This window comes from Rhizobium sp. CG4 (assembly GCF_023701965.1).
GTDB lineage: Bacteria > Pseudomonadota > Alphaproteobacteria > Rhizobiales > Rhizobiaceae > Agrobacterium.
Genome location: NZ_JABAEG010000003.1, coordinates 359,811 through 385,447 on the forward strand (window position 1 = coordinate 359,811; position 25,637 = coordinate 385,447).

At 54.6% G+C, this 25,637-nt stretch carries 23 protein-coding genes; 16 read left to right on the plus strand and 7 right to left on the minus strand.

Translation table 11 applies throughout. The features are described 5' to 3' along the window. Positions 1 to 56: 56 nt before the first annotated feature. Positions 57 to 1,109: an AbrB family transcriptional regulator gene (locus tag HGO37_RS11960; protein WP_250983490.1), complete on the plus strand. Its 1,053-nt coding sequence runs from the start codon at positions 57 to 59 to the stop codon at positions 1,107 to 1,109. Between the two features lie 90 nt (positions 1,110 to 1,199). On the opposite strand, the gene HGO37_RS11965 is transcribed toward HGO37_RS11960, so the two are convergent. After that, positions 1,200 to 2,483: a TadE/TadG family type IV pilus assembly protein gene (locus HGO37_RS11965; RefSeq protein ID WP_502941412.1), complete on the minus strand. Its 1,284-nt coding sequence runs from the start codon at positions 2,481 to 2,483 to the stop codon at positions 1,200 to 1,202. Positions 2,484 to 2,702: 219 nt separating this feature from the next. On the opposite strand from HGO37_RS11965, the gene HGO37_RS11970 reads away from it, so the two are divergent. Beyond that, positions 2,703 to 3,206, plus strand: coding sequence for a gluconokinase (locus tag HGO37_RS11970; protein ID WP_250983492.1), 504 nt, complete (start codon positions 2,703 to 2,705; stop codon positions 3,204 to 3,206). 96 nt (positions 3,207 to 3,302) lie between these two features. Here the strand turns inward: HGO37_RS11970 and HGO37_RS11975 are convergent, their stop codons facing one another. From HGO37_RS11975 to HGO37_RS11985, 3 genes are all read right to left on the minus strand, one after another. Continuing rightward, positions 3,303 to 4,601 carry an NAD(P)/FAD-dependent oxidoreductase gene (locus tag HGO37_RS11975; RefSeq protein ID WP_405049443.1) on the minus strand — a complete coding sequence of 433 codons (1,299 nt, stop codon included), beginning with the start codon at positions 4,599 to 4,601 and terminating at the stop codon, positions 3,303 to 3,305. A gap of 7 nt (positions 4,602 to 4,608) precedes the next feature. Continuing rightward, the gene (locus tag HGO37_RS11980; protein WP_192486891.1) at positions 4,609 to 5,967 is read right to left on the minus strand and encodes a glutamine synthetase family protein; all 1,359 of its coding nucleotides are present in this window, start codon (positions 5,965 to 5,967) and stop codon (positions 4,609 to 4,611) included. Positions 5,968 to 6,483: 516 nt separating this feature from the next. Further along, positions 6,484 to 7,980, minus strand: a complete 1,497-nt coding sequence (locus HGO37_RS11985; RefSeq protein ID WP_250983494.1) for a CoA-acylating methylmalonate-semialdehyde dehydrogenase — start codon at positions 7,978 to 7,980, stop codon at positions 6,484 to 6,486. 106 nt (positions 7,981 to 8,086) lie between these two features. Here HGO37_RS11985 and HGO37_RS11990 point away from each other — a divergent pair, with 106 nt between their 5' ends. The 8 genes from HGO37_RS11990 to HGO37_RS12025 all read left to right on the plus strand — a co-directional run bounded on the left by HGO37_RS11990 (position 8,087) and on the right by HGO37_RS12025 (position 15,860). After that, positions 8,087 to 8,968 (plus strand): LysR family transcriptional regulator, encoded by an 882-nt coding sequence (locus HGO37_RS11990; RefSeq protein WP_250983495.1) that lies wholly within the window; start codon positions 8,087 to 8,089, stop codon positions 8,966 to 8,968. A gap of 166 nt (positions 8,969 to 9,134) precedes the next feature. Further along, positions 9,135 to 10,058 carry a DMT family transporter gene (locus HGO37_RS11995; protein WP_250983496.1) on the plus strand — a complete coding sequence of 308 codons (924 nt, stop codon included), beginning with the start codon at positions 9,135 to 9,137 and terminating at the stop codon, positions 10,056 to 10,058. Positions 10,059 to 10,425: 367 nt separating this feature from the next. After that, the gene (locus tag HGO37_RS12000) at positions 10,426 to 11,541 is read left to right on the plus strand and encodes a DUF475 domain-containing protein (protein WP_250983497.1); all 1,116 of its coding nucleotides are present in this window, start codon (positions 10,426 to 10,428) and stop codon (positions 11,539 to 11,541) included. A gap of 368 nt (positions 11,542 to 11,909) precedes the next feature. Continuing rightward, complete coding sequence (locus HGO37_RS12005; protein WP_250983498.1) at positions 11,910 to 12,275, plus strand: MarR family winged helix-turn-helix transcriptional regulator; 366 nt, start codon at positions 11,910 to 11,912, stop codon at positions 12,273 to 12,275. Then, entirely contained in the window at positions 12,272 to 13,117 is an 846-nt protein-coding gene (locus tag HGO37_RS12010; protein ID WP_250983499.1) for a C40 family peptidase, read from the plus strand. Before HGO37_RS12005 ends, HGO37_RS12010 begins: the two co-directional genes overlap by 4 nt. 105 nt (positions 13,118 to 13,222) lie before the next feature. After that, positions 13,223 to 13,588: a hypothetical protein gene (locus HGO37_RS12015; protein ID WP_250983500.1), complete on the plus strand. Its 366-nt coding sequence runs from the start codon at positions 13,223 to 13,225 to the stop codon at positions 13,586 to 13,588. A 154-nt stretch (positions 13,589 to 13,742) separates the two neighbouring features. Beyond that, positions 13,743 to 15,047, plus strand: coding sequence for a nicotinate phosphoribosyltransferase (pncB, locus tag HGO37_RS12020; RefSeq protein ID WP_250983501.1), 1,305 nt, complete (start codon positions 13,743 to 13,745; stop codon positions 15,045 to 15,047). Between the two features lie 126 nt (positions 15,048 to 15,173). Continuing rightward, positions 15,174 to 15,860: a class I SAM-dependent methyltransferase gene (locus HGO37_RS12025; protein WP_250983502.1), complete on the plus strand. Its 687-nt coding sequence runs from the start codon at positions 15,174 to 15,176 to the stop codon at positions 15,858 to 15,860. A gap of 164 nt (positions 15,861 to 16,024) precedes the next feature. Here HGO37_RS12025 and HGO37_RS12030 read toward each other — a convergent pair whose 3' ends face one another. Both HGO37_RS12030 and HGO37_RS12035 read right to left on the minus strand, forming a co-directional pair. Then, complete coding sequence (locus HGO37_RS12030) at positions 16,025 to 16,429, minus strand: RidA family protein (protein ID WP_250983503.1); 405 nt, start codon at positions 16,427 to 16,429, stop codon at positions 16,025 to 16,027. Positions 16,430 to 16,482: 53 nt separating this feature from the next. Next, positions 16,483 to 17,037, minus strand: a complete 555-nt coding sequence (locus tag HGO37_RS12035; protein WP_250983504.1) for a TetR/AcrR family transcriptional regulator — start codon at positions 17,035 to 17,037, stop codon at positions 16,483 to 16,485. 86 nt (positions 17,038 to 17,123) lie between these two features. Between HGO37_RS12035 and HGO37_RS12040 the strand changes: the two genes are divergently transcribed. Then, positions 17,124 to 18,611: an MFS transporter gene (locus HGO37_RS12040; RefSeq protein WP_250983505.1), complete on the plus strand. Its 1,488-nt coding sequence runs from the start codon at positions 17,124 to 17,126 to the stop codon at positions 18,609 to 18,611. Positions 18,612 to 18,720: 109 nt separating this feature from the next. Here the strand turns inward: HGO37_RS12040 and HGO37_RS12045 are convergent, their stop codons facing one another. Then, positions 18,721 to 20,112, minus strand: coding sequence for a leucyl aminopeptidase family protein (locus tag HGO37_RS12045; protein WP_250983506.1), 1,392 nt, complete (start codon positions 20,110 to 20,112; stop codon positions 18,721 to 18,723). Between the two features lie 127 nt (positions 20,113 to 20,239). On the opposite strand from HGO37_RS12045, the gene HGO37_RS12050 reads away from it, so the two are divergent. The 5 genes from HGO37_RS12050 to HGO37_RS12070 all read left to right on the plus strand — a co-directional run bounded on the left by HGO37_RS12050 (position 20,240) and on the right by HGO37_RS12070 (position 25,623). Next, positions 20,240 to 21,070 (plus strand): tetratricopeptide repeat protein, encoded by an 831-nt coding sequence (locus tag HGO37_RS12050; RefSeq protein ID WP_250983507.1) that lies wholly within the window; start codon positions 20,240 to 20,242, stop codon positions 21,068 to 21,070. A 222-nt stretch (positions 21,071 to 21,292) separates the two neighbouring features. Continuing rightward, positions 21,293 to 22,528, plus strand: coding sequence for an ABC transporter substrate-binding protein (locus tag HGO37_RS12055; protein WP_192486906.1), 1,236 nt, complete (start codon positions 21,293 to 21,295; stop codon positions 22,526 to 22,528). 164 nt (positions 22,529 to 22,692) lie between these two features. Then, positions 22,693 to 23,595, plus strand: coding sequence for a carbohydrate ABC transporter permease (locus HGO37_RS12060; protein WP_192486907.1), 903 nt, complete (start codon positions 22,693 to 22,695; stop codon positions 23,593 to 23,595). Beyond that, positions 23,588 to 24,529, plus strand: a complete 942-nt coding sequence (locus tag HGO37_RS12065) for a carbohydrate ABC transporter permease (RefSeq protein ID WP_192486908.1) — start codon at positions 23,588 to 23,590, stop codon at positions 24,527 to 24,529. Before HGO37_RS12060 ends, HGO37_RS12065 begins: the two co-directional genes overlap by 8 nt. Positions 24,530 to 24,534: 5 nt before the next feature. Beyond that, complete coding sequence (locus HGO37_RS12070; RefSeq protein ID WP_250983508.1) at positions 24,535 to 25,623, plus strand: ABC transporter ATP-binding protein; 1,089 nt, start codon at positions 24,535 to 24,537, stop codon at positions 25,621 to 25,623. The last annotated feature ends 14 nt before the right edge of the window (positions 25,624 to 25,637 follow it).

Genomic DNA, 25,637 nt, shown 5'->3' on the forward strand with positions numbered 1-25,637 from the left:
CTGATATCAGAATATCCGCCTGTCTTGCATCGCAACATACCGATTGTATTCCTGCCGTGATTACCAAACCAGAGATCCTCACCCTGTTGCTGACGGTTGTCGTTGGTACTGCCGGGGCCGCACTTGCAGCACTTGCAGGTATTCCTGCACCATTTCTTTCCGGCCCCGCGCTTGCCGTTACAATGTGCGGACTTTTCGGCCTCAAACTTGATATTCCCAAACGCGTCCGTGATGCCTGCTTCGTGCTTGTTGGCATTTCCATGGGCACCAGCGTAACGCCGGAAATATTCCACGCCGCAAAATCCTGGCCTTTGAGTTTCGTCGCGGTCGTCGTTACCGTTGTCCTGCTACTGTATTGCGGATACTGGCTGCTGCATTACGTGTTCCGTTATGACCGTACCACCGCCATGCTTGCCGCATCGCCCGGCCATCTCAGCTACATCATCAGCCTGAGTGCTGAAACGCGCAGCGACCTTGCCAGCATCAGCATCATTCAAAGTGTACGCGTTCTTGCTTTGACGCTGTCCGTTCCACTGATCGTTGAATATTTCGATCTCGTCAGCACCGATATTTCCGCACCGGCCGCCGCCATGAACCCGGTTGTGCTTGTCGTGACATTTGCCTGCGCACTGCTGCTCGGCATGCTGTTTATCCGCTGGCGTTTTCCTGCTGCTCTGCTTTTGGGTGGCATGGTCGTTTCCGTTGCTACCCATATTACGGGCTTTACCGCAGGTGCTGTGCCGCCATGGGCCATCCAGCCGACCTATATTCTGATCGGCTGTCTGATCGGTCTACGATTTTACAACGTTTCGATTGGCGAACTGAAACGCGCCTTTATCGCCGGTGGCGTTTTGACCATCGTTGTAGTGGGCATTGCCGGTGCCATTGCGCTCACCATTTCAAATCTCACTGGCGTGCCCCTGAATGCCGTGATGATTGCCTTTGCGCCCGGTGGACTGGAGACCATGGCCGCCATGGCCATCATGATGCATGCCGATGCCACCTATGTTGGCTCGCACCATATTTTGCGTCTGCTGTTTTTATCATTCCTGATGCCGGCTGTTCTCAAAAGAACAAGCAGACCGGAAGGCAGGGATGCTGGCAAATAACAGGCCGCGACGTCGCATCCGGTTGCCCGGTTGGTCGCAAACGAAAATCCCCGGCGCTGGACCGGGGATCAAACTGTCAGATTATTGGCGTTAGCGAACCAGTCGCACAGAGCCCACTATGCCGCTGGAACCGGCAGAGCCGTAGGGCTCCAGCTGCCAGTTGGCGGAGTTGATGATCATCGAATTGACCACCATGGATATCTTGTTGGACTGATTGGTGGTCGAGTTATAGACCACGTCACGGTTCGGCAGATGGATGATGCCCTCCAACTGCTCGCCCTTGGAGCCGTTGAAGATATATTGCTGCTTGTTGTTGCTGTTGGAGGAATTGCTGGTGTTTTCAAACATCAGAATGCCCTTGTAGGTGCCGCTTGTTGGTGCGGTTGCCGTAAAGGTTAGTCCACCATTGGCGCGAATTTCGCTGTTAACGTCGGGGAAGTAGAAGGTCACGCCTTCTGCCACAACGGTCGCGCCGCTGTTGATGATCATACGTCCCTTGATGATATGCAGTCCCGGCTCAAATGTAATTTTCGGGCTGCCGTTAAATGTCGTTGCACAGTGAACGCCTGGCTTCATCACCTGCGTCTGACCGTCGCGCGTGCCGCTTGTTGTGCAAATGGAGGAAACGGTTGGCTCGCTCAACTTGCCGGCATAGGGATTGTCAGCTGCGGCGCAACCCACTTCAAGATTGGTCAGCGTGCCGCCATTCTTGATGTAATTTGTGCCCTTCACGCAGAAGCGCATCGTGTTGATGGTGGAGCCGCTATTCATGATGAAGGCGGGATTGCTGGTGGAGTGGACATCGACACCACATTTGGTGGCTTTGACATTGGCTCCGGAATTGATGAGTACAGCCTGGCTCTGCTTACCCATGACGTAAATGCACGGGCCGCCCGTGTCTGCCTTGTCGGCAATCGCGGTGGACGAGACTGAAATGTTCAGTTCATTCAGTCCAGCAAGACCCAGGAAGGATGGTTTGAATTTATCTGCGAATGTGCCGGTTACGCTGCCATCGGGATTGTTGCTGACCGTCAGCACCGCTGCGGAACTCATTTCAACGGGTTGGCCGTCTTTCGTTTCTTCCGGCAGAAACGCGCCCATGAAGTTTTCCACTTCCTGGCGCTGGCTTTTCGCGTCAGATTTCAGAACGGCAGCCAGAACGGCCGCATCCATTTTTTCCTGCAATTCCTGCTTTTTTGCAAAAGCATGCGACATATCAACGGCACCACCTGCTGCAACCAGTAGAACAGGTAACATCACGGCGGCCATAACACCAAAATTTCCGGAGCGGTCTGAAGTCAAGCCACGTAAAATCTGTTTTGTTTTAAATATTTTTGTTTCAAGTCGGGACATCATGTTCAACCGTCGTTTCATATCGAGACAAATGCTTCGCTTATAAAATTGTTGTATTTTCAACGCTTTAATATTTTGAAAAGAGTGTAGGCCAACAAACGGTAAATGCGATGCTTGCATTTTTAGCAATTAATGCGTGCGGTAAAATGATTGCTGCAATGACCTTTTTTGGGTTTGCGATCATTTATGAACGTGTTAGGCGAAATTGAAATTTTTTCCTTCCTCCCATTCAGGTGCGTTATGAGAAAAGCAATCGTCGTCATGGGCGTCAGCGGCTGCGGCAAATCCACGGTCGGTGAAGCAATCGCTGCAAAGCTTGGCATTGAGTTTCAGGAAGGCGATCGCCTTCACCCTCAGTCGAATGTTGAGAAAATGGCAGCAGGCATTCCGCTGAACGACGACGATCGTTGGCCGTGGCTGGATTTGATTGCAGAGGAGCTGCGCAAAGGCATTGCCAAAGGCGGCATCGTCATTTCGTGCTCGTCGCTGAAAAAAACCTACCGTGAGCGCCTGCGCAACGCCTGCGACGGTGATCTGGCATTTGTGTTTCTGAATGGATCGCTTGAGCTGCTGACCGAGCGCATGGGCGCGCGCACCGGCCACTTCATGCCACTGTCATTGCTCACCAGCCAGTTGGCAACCTTGGAAGACCCGACCGGTGAACCGGGTGTGGTGACCGTCGATATCAGCCATAGCCCTGAGGTGATTGTTGAAAATGCCCTTGAAGTGCTGAAGCAGGCTTAAAGCCTTGCGACCCGGCCATTGTCCGGTGCGGCTTTCAATTCCCTGACATGAGAAAAGCGCGCCCTTGCAAACAGGACGCGCTTTTTATGGGCTAATTTACAGGCCCAAACGGTCGCGCAGGCCGTACCACCATGCGCCAAGGACCGTCAGTGGCACGCGGAATGTCTTGCCTCCGGGGAATGGCAGGTTTGGCAGGGATGACCACACGTCGAAACGTTCGGCGTGACCGGCCACTGCTTCACCGAGAATCTTGCCGAGAAGATGGGTTGTCGTCACCCCATGGCCACTGTCACCATGCGAGAAGTAGACATTCTCGGCCAGTTTGCCCATGTGCGGAATACGCGTCAAAGTCAGCGCAAAATTACCACTCCACGCAAACTCGATTTTTGTTTTTTCCAGTTGCGGAAATGTCTTCAACATATTGGGGCGGATAACCCCGGTCAGATCTGCAGGGTCTGACCCGCCATAGCCGATACCACCGCCATACAGCAGCCGGTTGTCGGAGGTGCGGCGGTAATAATCAAGAATGTAATTGGCGTCTTCGACACAGTAATTGGCAGGCAAAAGCTGCTCGATCAGATCGGCGTCCAGCGGTTCCGTCGCCATGACTTGGCTCGACACCGGCATCATCCTGTCGCCAATTTGCGGCAGTAATTTACCGAGATAGGCGTTGCCGCAGACCAGCACATATTTTGCAGTGACCTTGCCGGTTGCCGTCCGCACAATTGGATTTGCACCGAATTCAACCGCAGTAACGCGTGAGTTTTCGTAAATACGTCCACCGAGACTTTCGACCGCTGCGGCTTCGCCCAGCACCAGATTAAGCGGATGAATATGTCCACCGAGTTTATCGATCATACCACCGGCATAACGATCGGTCTTGACGTATTTCGACACCTCTGCCTTTGAAACCATTTCGAGGCCGGTGTGCCCGTGTTTTTCCCAATGTGCCTTGTGCGCCTCCATTTCGCGGATTTGCTTATCGGTAAAGGCGGCGAAGAACCCGCCATGAACCAGATCGCAGCCGATTGAATATTTCGCCACACGGCTGCGGATAATCTCTCCGCCTTCCAGCGACATGGCTGCCAGTTTTAGCGCCTTGTCTTTTCCGTAACGCCCCGCAATGGTTTGCAGGTCGCGGCTGTAGCCGTTGACGATCTGGCCACCATTGCGACCGGATGCGCCAAAGCCAATTCGCTCGGCCTCAAGCACGACAACGGAGTAACCGCGTTCACTCAATTCAAGGGCAGCCGACGTGCCGGTAAAGCCGGCACCGATCACGCAGATATCAGCTTCAACATCACCTTGAAGGGCAGGGCGGACATGTTTGTCATTGGCGGAAGCCGCATACCAGGAAGATGTGTGGCCGGGGTTTGTGCTCGCAGAAGAAACCATGCTCATGTCACACCGTCCTGATATATGCGTCATATTCGACGTCGGTTACGCGGAGCGAAAACTCGGAAAGCTCCTGTTGTTTGCAGGCGGAATATAGCGTGCGATATCTTTGTCCAAAGGTCGCGTAGGCAAAGCTGGATCGTGCAAAGCGCTGCAACGCATAGTCCCAGTTCGTCGGCAATGGTTCGTGGTTGATTGCGTGGCTGTCGCCAGCAATAGCGCCGCCGGGCTGACGCTTTTCCTTCATGCCGGTCAACGCTGCATTGAGGATCATTGCCAGCACCAGATAGGGGTTGGTATCAGCCCCAGCGACACGGTGCTCGATACGCGTGGCAGGTCGGCTGGCAGTAATCACCCGCACGGCAGCAGAGCGGTTGTCGAAACCCCATGAGGCATAGGTTGGTGCGTGTTCGCTGGGGCGCAGGCGGCGGTAGGAGTTGGCGTGTGGTGCAAACACCGCCATGCTTTCTCCCATGTTTTCCAGCAGTCCGCCAACCGAATGCATCAGTGCATCGGATGGACCATCAGGCCCGATGAAGATGTTGTTGCCGTTTTGATCCAGCACGGAAAAATGCACATGCATGCCGTTGCCAGCCTGTGTGCCATAGGGTTTGGCCATGAAGGTGGCATCAAGATCATGCTTGCGCGCAACGCCCTTGACGATACGCTTCAGGAACACCGCAAAATCTGCGGCCCGTAGAGCATCCGGGACATGGTTGAGGTTGATCTCATATTGGCCGGGGCCATTTTCACGCAATGTCGTATCGGCCGCCACTTTCTGTTCGCGACATGCCGTTGCCACTTCGTGGAAGACGTTTTCGAAATCCTGTAATTCCGAAATCGAAAGCACCTGGGTCTGGCCGGTATGCCAGCGGCCTTCGCGGCTTTTCGGTGGACGGACAGGGTCAAGGGCAGAGCGCACAGGATCGATCAGGTAAAACTCAAGTTCCGTTGCGACAACAGGTGTTAGACCCAGCTTTTTGTAGCGGTCCAACACCTGCGCCAGCACGTGGCGTGGGTCGGCGAAAAAGCCATTTCCATCGGCATTTTTCATCGCCAGTAGAACCTGCGCGGTCGGACGCCCAAGCCATGTCACGCGCGAAAGTGATTCCGGGACGGCGTAACAAATTCCGTCGGGATCACCCGTTCCTTCAGCAAGCCCGGCGGCGTTGACGTCCCGGCCCCAGATATCAAGGGCATAAACGGAGCGCGGCACGGCCATGCCTTTTTCCAGAATATCCAGTGCGCGTTCGCGCGGAATCCATTTGCCACGCGGAACACCGTTCACGTCGATGACAAAGGCTTCCAGAATTTCAATGTCGGGATTTTCGTTAAAAAAGGTCTTTGCGTATTCAATATTATCCATTCAGGCACCAAAGTCTGTTTCCGTTCATGCGACATGTCCGCTTGTCGCTAACGAAAAACATCTCTTTGCTGGTAGATCAGAAAACGCGCCACCATAACCCGCAAACACCCCATTATCGGCCGGTCCGGTTAGGCCCAACCTTTCTTGATTGAGAGCATGTTACGTGCACTGCGTGCAGAAGGCCAGCCATAAAGCGCATTACGAAAGCGAGAGATCACGATCTGTGCAATCGCAGCTGCAAAAAACGACGCCCGCAGCAATTGATATGCTACGGGCTCGGAAAGTCAGTGATGTCGTGTGTTTTACTTCATTGTCGGCATGACGAACTCGGCGCCAGACTTGATGCCTGCCAGTGCGCCCGCAGCAAATAGAAAGCTGCGAGGACGCACAGTCAAAGATCCATCGGGCATTACTTCATTGTCAGCATAACGAACTCGGCGCCAGGCTTGATGCCTGCCCGTGCGCCCGCAGCAAATGGAAAGCTTCGAGGACGCACAGTCCAAGATCCATCGGGCATCACTTCATTGTCGGCATAACGAACTCGGCGCCAGACTTGATGCCTGATGGCCAGCGGGCAGTGATGGTCTTTGTTTTGGTCCAGAACTTGATGGAGTCTGTACCGTGCTGGTTGAGGTCACCGAAGCTTGAAGCCTTCCAGCCACCAAAGGAGTGGTAAGCCAGCGGAACCGGGATTGGTACGTTGACGCCAATCATGCCAATGTTGATGCGCGATGCAAAGTCACGAGCCGCATCACCATCGCGGGTGAAGATAGCAACGCCATTGCCATATTCATGCTTCATCGGCAGATCGATGGCTTCTTCGTAGTTCTTGGCGCGGACAACCGACAGAACTGGTCCGAAAATTTCCTGCTTGTAGATATCCATGTCGGTCGTGACGTTGTCGAACAGGCAGCCGCCGACGAAATAACCGTCTTCATAACCCTGAAGCTTGAAGTTACGGCCGTCAACCAAGAGGTTTGCGCCCTGCTCAACGCCGCTGTCGATGAGACCCTTGACGCGTGCCTGCGCTTCCTTGGTAACCAGCGGGCCCATGTCGGCCTTGTCATCGGTGTAAGGACCGATCTTAAGGGCTTCGATTTGCGGGATCAGCTTTTCGACGAGACGGTTTGCGGTCTCTTCACCAACCGGAACGGCAACGGACACCGCCATGCAACGTTCTCCAGCAGAGCCGTAACCTGCACCCATCAGCGCGTTGACGGCCTGATCGAGATCGGCGTCCGGCATGATGATCATATGGTTCTTCGCACCACCGAAGCACTGGGCACGCTTGCCGTTCATGGCAGCCGTACCATACACGTAACGGGCAATCGGCGTGGAGCCGACGAAGGATACTGCACCAATATCCGGGTCGGTCAGAATGGCATCGACGGCGCCCTTGTCGCCATTGACGACATTGAGGATGCCTGCCGGCAGACCAGCTTCGATCATCAGTTCTGCAAGGCGGATTGGCAGGGATGGATCGCGCTCGGATGGCTTGAGGATGAAGGCGTTACCGCAAGCAATGGCCGGTGCAAACATCCACATCGGGATCATGCCCGGGAAGTTGAACGGTGTGATACCGGCACCAACGCCAACAGGCTGGCGAATGGAATACATGTCGATGGCAGGGCCGGCACCTTCTGTGAACTCACCCTTGGACAGATGCGGAATGCCGCATACGAATTCGCAGACTTCAAGACCGCGGATAATGTCGCCCTTGGAATCATCTACCGTCTTGCCGTGTTCGCTGGAAAGCAGAACGGCAAGTTCGTCCAGGTGGGTGTTGAGAAGCTCAACGAACTTGAAGAATACGCGGGCGCGGCGCTGCGGGTTGGTCGCGGCCCACTTTGGCTGTGCCTGCTTGGCGTTCTCAACAGCCGCACGGATTTCAGCTTCGCTGGCCAGTGCCACGGTTGCCTGAATTTCACCGGTTGCCGGGTTGAAAACATCAGATGTGCGTCCACTGGTGCCAGCAACATGTTTGCCGCCAATGAAATGACCGATTTCCTTCATGATGATCCTCCAAATTGAATTGGCGTCAGCATTACGCTTTGAATTGCACAAATCAATGGCCTCTAATAATCATCTGTTGTGCAAATTTCGATATAAGGGCTGACAGATGAATTGGGATGATGTGCGCTGTTTCCTGAGTGTGGCCCGTTCCGGGCAGTTTCTGGCCGCCGCGAAACGGTTGGGTGTCAACCACGCAACGCTAAGCCGTAGGGTATCTGCGTTGGAAACTTCGCTCGGTAGCCAGCTGTTCCTGCGCAGCACCAATGGCTGCGAACTGACGGAGCAGGGTGCCCGCTTTCTGGTTTCTGCCGAACGCATGGAAGTGGAAATGATGAACGCCCAGGCAGATCTTGGCCGGGTGGATGCAGCGGTGGCCGGCACGGTGCGTATCGGTGCGCCTGACGGTTTCGGTGTTGCCTTCCTTGCTCCAAGGCTTGGGCCCCTGATCGCCCGTTATCCAGCCCTTCGGGTACAGCTTGTACCGGTTCCACGCTCGTTTTCGCTGTCACAACGTGAGGCGGACATTGCCATCACCATTGAACGACCGGAGCAGGGACGACTGGTGTCCGCCAAGCTGACGGATTATTCACTCGGCCTTTATGCCTCGCGCAGCTATCTGGAGACGAAAGGCACGCCTCCGCAGCTGGAGGCGCTCAAAGACCATACCCGCATTGGTTACGTGGAAGATCTGATCTTCGCGCCATCGCTCAATTATACTGGCGAGATCATGCGCGACTGGGATGCGGCCTTTGAAATCTCCAGTGCCATTGGCCAGACGGAAGCGGTACGCTCGGGTGCCGGCATTGGCATTCTGCACGATTATATAGCGCGGCAATATCCGGAACTTGTCCGACTGTTTCCGCAGCACAGCATTTTGCGATCCTACTGGACAACCTATCATGAATCGGCACGTGAACTCGTGCGTGTGCGCACTGTTGTGCAGTTTTTGCAGGAACTGATTGCCCAGGAGAAAAGAAACTTCACCTGATCCAGACATTTCGCCAGTAAATCAGTGTCCGTTAGCATTCAACGGGCCGGAAAATAAAAAATATTACTTTTGTTGCGAATGGCAATCATCACTGCCTTGACACAACCGACAGGGAAAGAGACTTGTAGGGCAGAAAAACACCATTCCTGCATGAAAAGACCCTGATATGACCGCATTTTTCCAACGTTTGTCTCCATCCAGCCTTGGCGTATGCGTAATGTTGCTGGGAATGCTGATGTTTGCGCTGAATGACGCAATGGGGAAATGGCTGGTTTCCACCTATTCTCTCGGTCAGGTCATCCTTATCCGTAGCGTCGCTGCAATCGTCATACTCTTGCCTATTCTCTGGAAAGTCGGCGTCAGCGGTCTGGTGAACATCGAGCGGCGCGGCCTGCAGTTTGCGCGTGTCTGTTTCTCGACGATCGAAATTTTCTGTTTTTATTACGCCGTCATTTCGCTGCCTCTGGCTGACGTGATGACCTATTGGCTGGCAGCTCCGATCTATGTTGCGGCGCTGTCTCCCTTCATTCTTGGCGAGAAGGTCGGCTGGCGCCGTTGGACTGCCATCGCCATCGGTTTTGTCGGCGTCATCATTGCCCTCAAGCCAAGCTCGGCAAGCCTGACGCCGGCTGCATTTTTGTCGATTATTGGTAGTGCAGCCTTCGCCTTCATGATGATTTCCGGACGACAGCTGCGAAACACCGCCGATACCACTTTGGCATTTTGGCAGATCGTCGGAGCGCTGCTTGCTGGTGCCGTAGCACTGCTGGTGTCTTCGGATGGGTGGGTGCCGCTTGAATCCACCTTCGATATGTCGTTGTTGTGTCTGCTTGGTATTGTCGCCATGGGCGCGCATGTGCTCGTCAACCGCGCCCTTAAACTGGCCGATGCCGCAGCCGTTGCACCGCTGCAATACACGTTGTTGCTCTGGGCGGTGTTCTTTGGTTGGCTTTTCTTCAACGACATTCCACAAATGTCGATTGTGATTGGTGCAGCACTGATCGTGGTATCGGGCCTCTACATCTTCTTCCGCGAAAATGCGCTGAAGCGCAAAAAGGCAATTGCCGAATTTCCAAACGACCTAGTGTGAGGATACTTGGCAGCCACACCCGTAAAACGGGAAATGCCGGACAAGTTTTGACGGGAAACAGATCGGAAAACGGTTTGTTTCCCGTTTTTGATGATACGCCGCCCGCTCGGGGGACTTGACGAAATCCCAAACTTGGCAGAGTACATAGAGGCTCGCATCACAAAGTTATGATCGGGCAAGAGGAACAATGGTGCCGGGCCCCTCTGGCGAGAGTTTTACGGCGCTCTCGCGATGTCGGTACCGCCTGCAAAGCAGCCGGCGGATTTTATCCCATGAAGACAACAACCACGCTTACTGCGCGTGCCATTTGTGGCATGGCGTTTTTTGCTGCGCACGCCAGCATCTCAATTCACGGAGAGATTTGAACATGAACCTCTCCACCACTCAAAAATCGACCCTTTCCTACTTCAAGTGGGCTTTCATCGTCACTGTTGTTGGCCTTATTCTTGGCGGCTATCTCGGTTGGGAGATGACAGGCACCGTCAGCGGCACTGCAACGATCTTTTTCATCTGCGCAGTTCTGGCTGTTCTTGAAATCTCGCTTTCCTTTGACAACGCCATCGTCAATGCCAACAAGCTCAAGGACATGACGCCGGAATGGCAGCATCGCTTCCTGACCTGGGGGATTCTGATCGCCGTTTTCGGCATGCGTATCGTCTTCCCGCTGCTCATCGTGGTTATCGCTGCCAATGTCGGTCCATGGACTGCCATGGTCATGGCTGCGACTGAACCGGATCGTTATGCGCAGATCATGCAGGACGCACATCTGCCAATCGCGGCATTTGGCGGCACCTTCCTGATGATGGTCGGCCTGAGCTTCTTCTTCGATCACGAAAAAGATGTGCATTGGGTGCGTTGGGTTGAAGAGAAGATTTCCACCTACTCTTCCATCAAGGGCATCGAGATCGCCTTCGTTCTGGTCATCATGCTGATATTTTCGCGTATCATCGCTGACAGCAGTGATCCGAAACTCGGTCCCGAAGCAGCAAACGTCTTCTTCAGTTCGGCAATCTGGGGTCTGTTGACCTTCTTGCTGGTGGAAGTTCTCGGCGGCGTGCTCGACCGTAGCCAGCAGATGATGCAGGGTGCAGCAAAGGGCGGTTTCGGCGCGTTCCTTTACCTTGAAGTCCTGGATGCCAGCTTCTCCTTCGACGGCGTCATCGGCGCCTTCGCACTGACTTCGAACCTGTTCATCATTGCCATCGGCCTCGGCATTGGCGCCATGTATGTGCGCTCCATGACGATCATGCTGGTTGAGAAGGGTACGCTGGCGGAATACCGTTACCTTGAGCATGGCGCATTCTATGCCATCCTCATCCTTTCGGTGATCATGTACATGCAGAGCCTGTTCCACATTCCGGAAGTAATCACCGGTCTTGGTGGCGCGGCCCTGATCGGTATCGCGCTGTGGTCTTCAATTCGCTACAACCGAAATGAACGTGCCCATGAGGCAGCGGAAGAAAAACAGGCTGCGGAAGTCTGATTTTTCGAAAGCAACGGACTGATATGAAAATCCCGCCGCACTCCGGCGGGATTTTTTTAGGCAAATGCTTTCGCACTGCACAAATTTTACCCGATGCCATTTCGGTGTCGGTTTGGCGCAAATCAGCACAATATGCTGAAAATACTGCACTTTTCACTTTGATACAAAACTGGCACGGTTTCTGCTTTGTAAGAAACAAGTCCAGAGGGGACGGAAAAACGCCCGCTAAAAGGGTGAAATAGACCGCCGTCGATACTTGCTGTCAGCAAGAACATCGGCGGCGGTTTTGCTTTTGCGTGTTGTGTTTATCATCACAATCAAGGAAAACGGATGCGCAGAGCCATGACCCCTGAGAGTTGGAGGGATATTTGCCGGTCGAATTTTCCGCTTCCGAGGCCTTGGGCCTGTGGCACAGGGTAACCCTGAAACAGGTTGAAACCGACGCCCGTGATTTGAGCCTAAGGCAGATGGCCGTTCTCCTGCATGTCTATCTTGTTCCTCCGCCACACACCGTCAGAGGTTTGGCGACAGTGCTTGGTGTCACCAAACCGGTGATTACCCGCGCCTTGGATACGATGGGCGACATGGGGCTGATCGACCGCGTGCGCGACGAAAAAGACCGGCGCAACGTCGTCATCAAAAGGACTGTAACCGGTGCTCTTTTCCTTGAAAATTTTGGCGATATGATTATCGAGCAGGCAAGACTGCAAACAACGCCGGAAAAACGCCCATGATACTGGATCGTCGCCTACATGCATTTCGCCCGGACCTCGCCGATACAAGGCTGGAGGGGCAGGTTGAAGCAACCCGTTTTGTGACGGGTGAACCGGCGCGCATCGCGGTGCCAGTCTGTGCCTTGCGCCCATCGCCTGATCTTGCCAAGGGTATAGACACCGAACTTCTGCTCGGTGAAACCGTGCGGGTTTTTGAACGTGCAAATGGCTGGGCATGGGTGCAGGCCGATACGGATGGTTACACCGGTTATCTGCCGGAAACGGCGCTGGGGCAGCTTGAGGCTGCAACGCACCGCATCACTGCACCCAGAACCTTTCTCTATCCTGAGGCAGAACTGCGCAAGCCACCGGTAACAGCTCTGTCCATGGGCAGCACGCTGCGTTTTGTCGGTGAGGCAGAAACCCGCGGGACACGGTATCTTCTGACTGAAAAAGGTGAGGGGGTCATTGCGGCGCACTGTCTGCCGATCGGTGAAATTGTGTCTGATGATTATGTGTCCGTTGCCGTCAGATTTATCGAGACGCCATATCTTTGGGGCGGTCGCTCCGGCTTCGGCATCGATTGTTCTGGCCTTGTCCAATTGTCCCTGTCGATGACCGGCAAGGCCTCGCTGCGCGATACCGACATGCAGGTCAAATCACTGGGCTTTGAGATCGAGCGCGACGAACTCACTCGTGGTGATCTGGTGTTCTGGAAGGGACATGTCGGCATCATGGAAGATGCTGAAACGCTGCTGCACGCCAACGGCCACAGCATGACAGTGGCCCGCGAGAATTTCGATGAAGCCGTCAAGCGCATTGGCTGGCTTTACGAATTTCCGACCTCCTACAAGCGGCTGTAAAAGGCGGCTTATACCGTTCACGAAATCGTTGTTGCAGGCGGCCTGTTTATGGTCGCTGCCTATCCTATATTGCGGATGTAGACGTAGCAGTAAGAGGTGGTGGCCGTGGCTGGGATATCGATGAAAGTTTGGGCGATACTGCCGCTGGTGGCGACCATTGGATTTTCATCGAGCAGCGCCAGCGCGCAGACGATCTATCAGGACGGCTTCGAGTTAAGTGCGCCGGATGCCTACCGCGATCTGCCGGGTGTAAAAGATCCCGCCACCGCAAAACCAAAGGTACGTTATACCTGCCGCAGCGAATTGCAGACCGGCTCATTCGACAAGCGGCGCTATCGCAGCATTTTCGAAGAGGACCTTCCGGTAAGTGGTTATCGCTGCGAGGGCGGCGGGCTGACCTATTGGGGATCGCAAAATCCGACCTCAAAAGACTGGTACCCCGGCATCAATCCGTCCGACGCCTACAATTGATATGATTTATTGATGCCATTTATCTTTACTGGTGGCTTGTTTCCGGCCCATGGACTTTAGTATGTCTGTTTCTGTGTAGTGACTGTGATGGCAGTTTTGCTTTCACAGTGCAGAGGGAAACCGGCCCACCGGCCGGAAGAGGGAAGCCGCAGACATGACAATGACGGACATCGCCACCCGCGTTCATAACCACGCCTGGAAGCTCGATCCGATCATTCGTAGCCTAATCGATACGGACTTCTATAAACTTCTGATGTTGCAGATGATCTGGAAACTCTATCCGGAAGTCGATGCGACATTCTCCCTGATCAATCGCACCAAGACCGTGCGCCTTGCCGACGAAATCGATGAGGCGGAACTGCGTGATCAGTTGGATCACGCTCGCACGCTTCGTCTGACCAAGAAGGAAACAATCTGGCTGGCCGGTAACTCCTTCTACGGACGCTCGCAGATTTTTGAGCCGGAATTCCTGTCCTGGCTGTCCAGCTACCAATTACCGGAATACGAACTCTCCAAGCGTGACGGCCAGTATGAGCTGAATTTCCATGGCCGCTGGATGGACACCACGTTGTGGGAAATTCCGGCACTGGCCATTATCAACGAACTGCGGTCGCGCAGCGCCATGAAATCGCTCGGCTATTTCACGCTGGACGTTCTTTATGCCCGTGCCAAGGCTAAGATGTGGTCGAAGGTCGAACGTCTGCGCGAATTGCCGGGCCTGCGCATTTCCGACTTCGGCACCCGCCGCCGTCACAGTTTCCTGTGGCAACGCTGGTGCGTGGACGCGTTGAAGGAAGGCATTGGTCCGGCCTTTACCGGCACCAGCAACGTTCTGCTGGCGATGGATTCCGATCTGGAAGCGGTTGGTACCAACGCGCATGAACTGCCGATGGTGGTCGCAGCGCTTGCCAATAATGACGAGGAACTGGCCGCCGCACCCTATCAGGTGATGAAGGACTGGAACCGCCTTTATGGTGGCAACCTGCTGATTGTTCTTCCAGACGCCTTTGGTACCGCGGCATTCCTGAAAAATGCGCCTGAATGGGTTGCTGACTGGACCGGCTTCCGTCCGGACAGCGCACCACCCATCGAGGGTGGCGAACGGATCATCGCCTGGTGGGAAAAGATGAACCGTGATCCGAAAAAGAAGCTGCTGATCTTTTCCGATGGTCTTGATGTCGATGCAATTATCGACACCTACAAACATTTTGAAGGCCGTGCCCGTATGAGCTTTGGTTGGGGTACCAACCTGACCAACGACTTTGCCGGTTGTGCTCCGAAAGAAATTGCCGGACTGAAGCCGATCTCCATCGTCTGCAAGGTCAGCGATGCTAACGGCAGACCGGCGGTCAAGCTTTCCGACAATCCCCAAAAGGCAACCGGAGAAGCGTCTGAAGTGCAGCGCTACCTGAAGTTTTTCGGTCAGGAAGACCGTAAAAATCAGGAAGTGGTTGTTTAAACCAGCCACCTGCCATCTGCTCCATTGACCCGCAAAACGTGACGCCTGCTCTTGGCAGGCATCTTTCCTGTGCCTATATCCATTCATGCAACAACAAAAGTAACATTATGCGAATGGAGTGAGGACATGAATGAGAAAGTGGAAACCCCGTTCAAAGGAAAGGTAGTAAGTTCCTATAATGAAGGGCCACCACGGCAGGTCCCCGGCTACAGTGATTTGCACAGGATGATCTCGCTGTTACTGGCGGAAGTAACGCCGCAGGATGGCCGTGTGCTGGTTCTGGGGGCAGGCGGTGGACAGGAAATCAAGGCTCTGGCCGATGCCCATGCCGGTTGGTCCTTTGATGGTGTGGATCCATCCGCCGACATGTTGGATCTGGCAAGAACAGTGACATCGGCACATGACAATAGGGTCCGCTTGTTTGAAGGTTACATCAGTGACGCGCCACTAGCCCCTTATGATGCAGCCACGGCTATACTGACCTTCCACTTTATCGCCGAGCAGCAACGTCTCGAAACACTTGTGCAAATACGCAAACGCCTGAAAACCGGCGCGCCCTTTATCGCGGTGCATCTGAGCTTGCCGCAAAGCGAACCTGAGCGCTCGAAATGGATCGCGCGTCACGTCGCCTATGGTTTGGCAAACGGCACCGACCCGGCAAAGGTTGAAAGCGCACGACAGGCCATTGGCACCCGGCTTTCAATCCTGTCGCCGGAAGACGATGTCACCATGATGCAGGAGGCAGGGTTTTCAAACGTATCGCTGTTTTATGCGGGGCTCAGCATCAAGGGTTGGGTGGCCTACGCTGCTTAGCCTACAGTGGTTCAAGCCTGCCAATGGGGTGACTGTGCCGCACGCAAAAATCTCCCCATTACTCTCAGCCAACTTATGCAGTTCGTCTTCATTTGTCTGGCTGAGATAACAGGAAAATGGCAGTCCGGTGCTCAATCACACTGTTGCGGGTCTGCGGTGTTATGTCAGCCGTCGATGACGGCAATCGCATCCATTTCGAACAGAATAGCCGGGTTGAAGAATGCCGTTACCTGCACAAGTGTGCTGGTTGGTGGTGCCTTAAGCTGAATAAAACGGTCCCGTATCTCTCTGAGGGTGCCGAGGTTGCTCATATCTGTCAGATACATGCCCAGCTTCACGACATTGTCGAAGGTGGTGCCAGCGTCAGCAAGGGCAATTTCAATGTTCTCAAACACTTTTTCGGCCTGACGTTTGAAGTCACCTTCACCGATCAGTGCACCAGTCACATCCATGGGAACCTGACCGGAAATGAAAATTGTCTTGGCGCTGGCCGGGACAATGGCAGTGTGCGAGTAACTCGCGGTCGGCGGTAAGGTTTTTGGAGTACGAAAATCAATGAAAGAGGACATGTAAGGGTCTCCAAGTCATAAGCGAAGATCATGGCACGTGTCGGCCGACGTTTTTAGGGATCTTTAGGCTCTTTGTTCAGGACTGTTTTGATGTCGGCAAAGATTGAAGCCCATTCGTCATCGGAAATATCCATAAGGCCAAACCAGCGTAATGCGAAAGCCCCTTCGGTCGCAAGAAATGCCAGCCGTGCGGCGCGCCCTTCAAGCGTCGTCACGTCAAGACCTTCCGTGCGGCTCTCATACCATTTCTTGGTCGAGGCCAGATATTCTGGCGATAGCATCAGCGCCGCCATTAATCCGGCGGCCTTGTAGTTTGCCGGTTCGTCAGCCTGCCGTGTCGCCTCCACATGGGCCCAGACCTTGGCCTGCGGGTCGGGAGCCTCTCCGGCAATTTCCTGGAACTTCTGGTCATAGGTCACAAACCAGCGCGACACCATCGCGTCGATAATCGCATCCTTGCTGGCGAAGCTGTACTGGATACCGCCCTTCGTTACGCCAAGTGACTTTGCCAGCGCATCAATTGTCAGTGCGGCCGCTCCTCGCGAGCGCACAATGTCTTCGGCGGCATTCAGAATGATCTCCCGATCGATGGTTTTCTTTCGTCCCATGCCTTGCCTCTTTTTAATTCCATACGTATGTATTTAAATAATTCACAGCTATCGTTCAGCTCGCCCTTAGCGACCATGGAGTTTTTATGCAGGCCAAAGCACGATGGGGTATTCTCGCGATTGTATCGAGTGCCTTGTTCATGATCGTGATCGATATGACGGTGTTGTACACGGCATTGCCGCGTCTGACACATGAACTCATGGCATCGTCCTCGGAAAAATTGTGGATCGTAAATGTCTATGCGCTGACCGTCGCCGGCTTACTGCCGGCATCCGGCGCGCTTGGTGACAAATTCGGCGCACGTCTGTTGTTCCTGATCGGTCTGATTATTTTTGGTGCCGCATCACTGTTCGCCGCCTTTTCACCGAACCCTGAGATGTTGATTGCCGGACGGGCGCTGCTTGCCGTTGGCGCAGCGATGATGATGCCAGCCACGCTGTCGATTATCCGCCAGACATTCACGGAGCCCGGTGAACGGGCCTTCGCTATTGGCGTCTGGGCAGCCGTTGCCTCTGGCGGTGCGGCCTTTGGACCGGTCATCGGCGGCGTGTTGCTGGAACACTTTTGGTGGGGGTCGGTTTTCCTGATCAACCTGCCCATCGTCGCGGTTGCCTTTGTCGCAACCATCCTGTTTGTTGGCCCCGGCTTGCGAAATCCGGAGCGATCATTCGATATCATTTCGGCCGTACAGATCATGATCGGTCTGGTTTCTTCGACCTATGCCGTCAAGGAATTGGCAAAACAGGACATTTCTTTATCGTCATTTTCGGCCTCGGCACTGCTGGGTCTGGTGTTTCTGGTGTTGTTTGCCCGTCGCCAACGTCACATTGCATCGCCGTTGATTGATTTCAGCCTGTTTGCCAACCGCAATTTCCTGGCCGGCGTGATTGCTGCTGCCGTCGCCTCGGCTGCTCTTTTGGGCTTTCAGTTGGCTGTGACCCAACGTTTCCAGCTTGTGCTCGACATGTCGCCTCTGGAGGCAGGTCTGATGGTGCTGCCCATTCCGCTTGGTGCATTTATCGCCGGCCCGTTGGCAGGCATATTGGTGGCAAAAGTGGGCGAACGGGCCGTCATGTGGCTGTCAATGGCAATCGCGGCAGCCAGCCTCGCGCTTTACTACAGTGTCATCAGCGATGGCCTCGCCTTGCAGGTTGCTGCCCTGTTTCTGATGGGCATAGGTCTCGGTGCGACAATGACCGCCGCTTCCACCGCCATCATGCTCAACGCGCCGGATCATCATGGTGGCATGGCAGCGTTGATCGAGGAAGTCTCGTTTGAACTGGGCGGTGCGATCGGTATCGCCACACTTGGAAGTGTCCTTGCTGCGGTCTACAGCACCTCGTTTGAAGCACCTGTCGGTATCAACGACGGTGCGGCCTCCGCCCGTGATGGTCTTGATGCAGCACTGCTTCTGGCCGAACGGGTTGGCGGCAATCTTGCCATTGCAGTTCGCAGCGCTGCAGAAACGGCCTTTGGCAATGCATTTGCGGCCGTGTTGATCACTGCCGTGGTGTTGCTTGGCGCGACGAGCATCGTGGTGCGAATGCTGGCACAGCACAAACACGCCGACTGAACACCGACAGTCACACTTGCCACACTGGCTCAAAAGAAAACAACGGTGTTTGCGCACCGTTGTTTTGCCGTTTGTGAAGGTCTGTTTTGAGCGGTTTAGTTTTTGCCAATCAGCCGTAGGTTCTGGCAATGTAGTGATAGAGCGCACGGATGGCCTGCGCTTCACCGCCAACCGACGAGTGCGGACGTTCACTCGGCGACCAGCCGTAAATGTCGAAGTGGGCCCATTTCTTGGTTTTCGACACAAAGCGCTTGAGGAACAAGGCGGCTGTGATGGAGCCTGCCATGCCGCCAGCCGGCGCATTGGTAATGTCGGCAGCGCGGGAGCGGATATCCTTGTCATATCCCATATAAAGCGGCATGCGCCACATCGGGTCGTCCATGTCCATGCCCGCTTCGGCGATGTCATGGGCGAGATCTTCGTCATCGGTGTAATAGGGCGCAATGTCAGGACCGAGCGCCACGCGGGCAGCACCGGTCAGTGTTGCCATGTCAATCATCAGGTCCGGCTCGTCCTCATCGGCGTAGGCCAATGCGTCGGCCAGAATAAGCCGGCCCTCGGCGTCGGTATTGTCGATCTGTACCGTCAGACCCTTGCGGCTCAGGTAGATATCGCCCGGGCGGAAAGCATTGGCGGAAATCGAGTTCTCGACGACAGGAACGATGACGCGCAAGTTCACCTTGAGTTTGGCTTCCATGATCATCAATGCAAGGCCAAGCACATTTGCCGCGCCACCCATGTCTTTTTTCATCAACGCCATCGAAGAGGCAGGTTTAATGTCGAGACCACCGGTATCGAAGCACACGCCTTTGCCAACTAGGGTAATCGCAGGATTGCCTTTTTTGCCCCAGCGCATTTCCAGAAGACGCGGCTCGCCTTCGCTAGCACGACCCACCGCATGAATCAGCGGGAAGTTTTCACTCAACAGCTTGTCGCCGGTCACGGCGGTAACTTCCGCCTTGTAGTGGGCAGCAAGTGCACGGAAAGCCACTTCAAGCTGGTCCGGCCCCATATCGTTTGCTGGCATGTTGATGAGGTCGCGTGCCAGGAAGACGCCAGCCAGTGTCCGCTTGATGCCGGTTGCGTCGGCATCCTGCGGAATGAGCATCTTGGCCGACGAAGATTTGACGGTGCGATAGCGGTCGAACTTGTAGCTGCCGAGACCGAAACCCAGTGCGAGACGGTTCACCGTCAAGGGTGCGGTTTCAATGTGCCAGTCACCCTCTGGCAGTTCGCGGGCCAGTTTGCCGGTCAGGAAAGGAAGTTCGGACGGATTGCTGCCAAGTCCGAAAAGCGCCCCACCCAGCGAACCATCGGCCGAAGGGATGAGCAGAATGGCGCCGCTTTCCGCTTTGAAACCGGCCTTGCGCGCCCAATCGAGCGCTATGGGGTCGATGGCACCTTGCTCGATATGAGCTGGCGTTACCGCAAAAACCGGCAGGGTGTTGCCCGCTTTGGCACTGAACGGTGTTGCTCTTTCGATGAACTGATACGGGGCCATGATCTGCTTTCGTAAACTTGGAGAATCAGTAAATTAACACTCTGTTAGGGTTAACAGATTATTGCTGGAGCGAAGATTGCGCCGCTTATAGGTGCAAAAGCCGTTCAACGCACGCAGGGGCAATGCCATGACTGCTGTTCACTCTGTATCTGCATCGCGAAAAGCCATAATCAATGGCGGTGCCGTGCTGGCTTTGGCGGTAGCATTAACCGCATGCGCCTCTACCAACAAGCATGACAGGCTGACAACAGGCTCTATCCCGACGACGGCGCCCGCGCAATCATACGATAATCTCAACCAGTCTCAACTGCGGCAGGCCGAAGAAGCAGCTGGCAAAGCCTATGAACGCAATCCCAAGGATGCGCGCACGGGCATGAACTATGCCAATCTTCTTATGATGACTGGCAAAAGCACACAGGCTCTGGCCGTGATGCAGCAGACCGCCATTGCCAACCCGGCAGATCGCAATGTGCTGGCAGCCTATGGCAAGGCGCAGGCCGGTGCTGGTCAGCTGGAGCAGGCTCTATCGACAATCGCCCGCGCGCAGACACCGGATAGACCGGACTGGCGCCTGTATTCCGCTGAAGGTGCCGTACTGGATCAACTCGGCCGCTCGCCAGAAGCGCGCACCAAATACCGCATGGCATTGGACTTGCAGCCCAACGAACCCAGTATTCTGTCCAACCTCGGAATGTCCTACGTCCTGTCGAGTGATCCAAGAACGGCCGAAACCTATCTGCGATCAGCCTCACAGCAACCGGGCGCTGACAGCCGTATCCGCCAGAATCTGGCGCTGGTCGTGGGGCTCCAAGGACGTTTCGCCGAGGCCGATAACATCGCCCGGCAGGAATTGACCCAGCAGCAGGCAGAAGCAAATCTTAGCTACCTGCGCGGCATGTTGTCTCAACAAAGTTCATGGAAGCAGCTTGCCGACAAGGAAAAAACCGCAACCAATTAAGGTTGTTGTGTGTTCCAGGCCGTGGACGATTTCTCTGGAAAGTGAAATCACAGCAATAACTTGCTGAATTCTGCTCATGATTGTTTTCGGGTAATATTCTCCCGCCTTTAGCGGCATTTATACAGCCAAAAGTCGTAAGGACTTTTTAAGCAATAGGCCGTTGCGTGTTTAAAAATATTCGCTTACGTTCCTCCTGCAACGTTTCAGTGAGGGAGGAGACTCATGCGTACGCGTGCTATTGTGGCTGCATTTGCGGCTAGTGTTTTGTTGCCTGCAGGTATGGCTGGTGCAACGGATCTTGAAGTAACACACTGGTGGACATCGGGCGGGGAGGCTGCCGCGGTTGCCGAACTGGCAAAGGCGTTCGATGCGACCGGTAACAAATGGGTGGATGGTGCGATTGCCGGTTCCGGCAGTACCGCTCGACCGATCATGATCAGCCGGATCACCGGTGGCGACCCGATGGCTGCAACCCAATTCAACCACGGCAGACAGGCAGAAGAGCTTGTTCAGTCCGGATTGATGCGTGACCTGTCCGACGTTGCTGAAAAAGGCAATTGGAAAGAGGTTATCAAACCCGCAAGCCTGCTCGACAGCTGCACTATCGACGGGAAAATTTACTGCGCACCCGTCAATATTCACTCATGGCAATGGCTGTGGCTTTCCAACGCTGCCTTCAAGCAGGCCGGTGTTGAGGTTCCCAAGAACTGGACTGAATTTGTCGCTGCGGCACCTGCATTGAAGACGGCCGGTATTCAGCCGCTTGCGTTGGGTGGCCAGGCCTGGCAGGCCAACGGTCTGTTCGACACACTGGTCCTGTCACTGGGTGGCAAGGAACTGTATGAAAAGGTCTATAAGGACAAGGATGCGGAAGCCGCTGCCGGACCTGATATGGCCAAAATCTTTGCTGCTGCCGTAGAGGCACGCGACATGTCGCGCGGCACAAATGTGCAGGACTGGAACCAGGCAACCAACATGGTCATCACAGGCAAGGCCGGTGGCCAGGTCATGGGTGACTGGGCGCAGGGTGAATTCCAGTTGGCTGGCCAGACGGCCGGAACAGATTATTCCTGCCTGCCGGGTCTTGGCGTCAGCGACTACATCACCACAGGTGGCGACGCTTTCTACTTCCCGCTGTTGAAGGATGAGGCAAAAACCAAGGCACAGGACGTTCTGGCCGAAACGATTGTCGATCCAAAGACACAGGTTGCTTTCAACCTGAAAAAGGGTTCGTTGCCAATCCGTGGAGACGTGGACCTTGGCGTCGCAAATGATTGCATGAAGAAGGGCCTGGAAATTCTGGCCAAGGATCATGCTCTCACCAGCACCGACCAGCTTGTGTCCGCCGATACGCAAAAGCAGAAGGAAGACCTGATGGCAGAGTTCTTTGCCAGCACGTCGATGACTGCCGAAGATGCGCAGAAGCGGTTTGCAAGTATCATCAGCTCGGCTGATTGATCTGACGGGCGGTCTGTTGAACTTCGTATAGAGTTGCAGACCGCTGCTTTACTCCTACCGGTAATGTGAGTGCTTTTCTCACATTACCGGTGACCACGCGGGTGCGGGCGGCCATTGGGCCACCCGCCTTGCGATCAACGGCAACGTTTGATGAGGAGTGATCCATGGCGGGTCAAACGCGTTCAAAGCGCCCCAATCAGCTATTCCGCAATCTTAATTCGAAGATTGCGTCCATACCCATGATCCTCACTGCGGTTGTCATCTTCCTCGGCGGTACGATCTGGACGATTGTTTATTCTTTCACCAACTCCAAGCTTTTGCCGCGCGCCACCTTTGTCGGCATCGAGCAATATGAACGGCTGTGGGCTGCACCCCGCTGGATTATCTCGATTCAGAATTTGGCGATTTACGGCATTCTATCGCTGATTTTCAGTCTGGTTATCGGCTTTCTGCTTGCCGCGCTGATGGATCAGAAAATCCGTTTCGAAAATACATTCCGTACGATCTTTCTTTATCCTTTTGCACTTTCATTTATCGTCACTGGTCTTGTTTGGCAGTGGATTCTCAATCCGGAATTTGGTGTGCAATCCGTCGTCCGCTCATTTGGCTGGACCAGCTTTACTTTCGACCCGCTCTATAATCCTGACATCGTGATCTATGGCATCCTGATTGCCGGTCTATGGCAGGGAACGGGCCTTGTCATGTGCCTGATGCTGGCTGGTCTGCGTGGTATCGATGAGGATATCTGGAAGGCGGCACGCGTCGACGGCATTCCCATGTGGCGCACATATATTTTTGTGGTGATCCCGATGATGCGCGCAGTCTTCATAACCACGCTCGTCATTATCGCCAGCGGCATCGTCAAGGTTTACGACCTGGTGGTTGCGCAAACCAGCGGCGGCCCCGGCATCGCATCCGAAGTCCCGGCGAAATATGTCTACGACTACATGTTCCAGGCGCAAAATCTTGGCCAGGGATTTGCGGCATCGTCGATGATGCTGCTGACCGTCGCCATCATTATCATCCCATGGGCCTATCTTGAATTCGGAGGGCGCAAACGTGGCTAATATCAGCACCTTGAATACAGTCGCAGCAGGCGTGGATCCGGTTGCCCGGCAATTGTCGGGACCACGTGGAAAGAAGCCGCGAAAAACCCTCTCTCGCCGCAACATCGTGTTGTACGGCACGCTGTTTGTCGCAGCACTCTATTACCTGCTGCCGCTTTACGTGATGCTTGTGACATCGCTGAAGGGTATGCCGGAAATCCGTCTGGGCAATATCTTCGCGCCACCGATGGAAATTACCTTTGAACCCTGGGCCAAGGCGTGGGCAAGTGCCTGCACCGGGCTGAACTGCGACGGCCTTTCGCGGGGTTTCTGGAACTCCGTGCGCATCATGGTACCATCGACACTGGTGTCGATCTTTATTGCATCCGTCAGCGGTTACGCCATGGCCAACTGGAAGTTCAAGGGATCGGAACTTTTCTTTTCCATTCTGATCATCGGTGCCTTCATCCCCTATCAGGTGATGATCTATCCCATTGTCATCGTGCTGCGCGAAGTCGGTATCTACGGCACGCTGACTGGCCTGATCGTGGTGCACACCATCTTCGGCATGCCGATCCTGACACTGCTTTTCCGCAATTACTTCTCGTCGCTGCCGGAGGAATTGTTCAAGGCAGCGCGTATCGATGGGGCAGGCTTCTGGCAGATTTATTTCCGCATCATGCTGCCCATGTCGCTGCCCATCTTTGTGGTGGCAATGATCCTTCAGGTGACAGGCATCTGGAACGACTTCCTGTTCGGCGTCGTGTTCACGCGACCTGAATATTACCCGATGACGGTTCAGCTCAACAACATCGTCAACTCGGTGCAGGGCGTGAAGGAATACAACGTCAACATGGCCGCGACACTGCTCACCGGCGCCGTTCCGCTGATCGTTTATTTCATTTCAGGCAGGCTTTTTGTGCGGGGCATTGCCGCAGGCGCAGTCAAAGGGTGAATTTCATGACCTATAGTGTTTCCATCCAAGAGCTTTCTCTGTCCTTCGGTGCTGTCACTGTGCTGGAAAATCTCAACCTCGACATTCACGCGGGTGAATTTCTGGTGCTGCTTGGTTCCTCCGGTTGCGGCAAGTCAACCCTTTTGAATTGCATTGCCGGTTTGCTGGAACCGACCGACGGGCAGATTTTCATCAAGGAGCGCAACGTCACCTGGGAGGAACCAAAGGATCGTGGCATCGGCATGGTGTTCCAGTCCTATGCGCTTTACCCGCAGATGACGGTTGAAAAGAATCTGTCCTTTGGTCTGCAAGTGGCAAAGGTACCGCAGGCAGAAATCGACCGGCGTGTGGCGCGGGCCGCTGAAATTCTGCAGATACAGCCGCTACTCAAACGCAAACCATCGGCCCTGTCAGGCGGTCAGCGCCAGCGTGTGGCGATCGGTCGTGCATTGGTGCGCGATGTTGATGTGTTCCTGTTCGACGAACCCCTGTCCAATCTCGATGCCAAGCTGCGCTCAGAATTGCGTGTCGAGATCAAACGCCTGCACCAGTCGCTCAAGAACACCATGATCTACGTGACACACGACCAGATCGAGGCACTGACGCTGGCAGATCGTATCGCGATCATGAAAAGCGGCGTTATCCAGCAGCTTGATGATCCAATTGCCATCTATAACCGACCCAAAAACCTGTTCGTAGCCGGTTTCATCGGTTCGCCCTCCATGAACTTCCTGCGTGGCGAACTGGTGGAAAAAGATGGAGGCACGGCCTTCGTCACCAACGGCGTGAGCTTTAGTCTTGCCGGTTACCAGACATCGGAACCACTCGCCGCTGGCCGCCCGGTCATTCTGGGTATTCGCCCTGAACATATCCGTGTTGATGAGCAGATATCCGGCGGCGAAGTTCACGAAGCAATTGTCGACATCGAGGAGCCGATGGGTGCCGACAATCTGCTCTGGCTGAAACTTGCCGATCATACGCTGTCGGTGCGGATCGGTGGTCACCGCCGTTACTCACCGGGCAGCAAGGTGCGACTTGGTGTGGATATGTCGATGGCATCGCTATTCGACGCGGCCACTGAAAACCGCATCTGATCCCTTTCCTGACA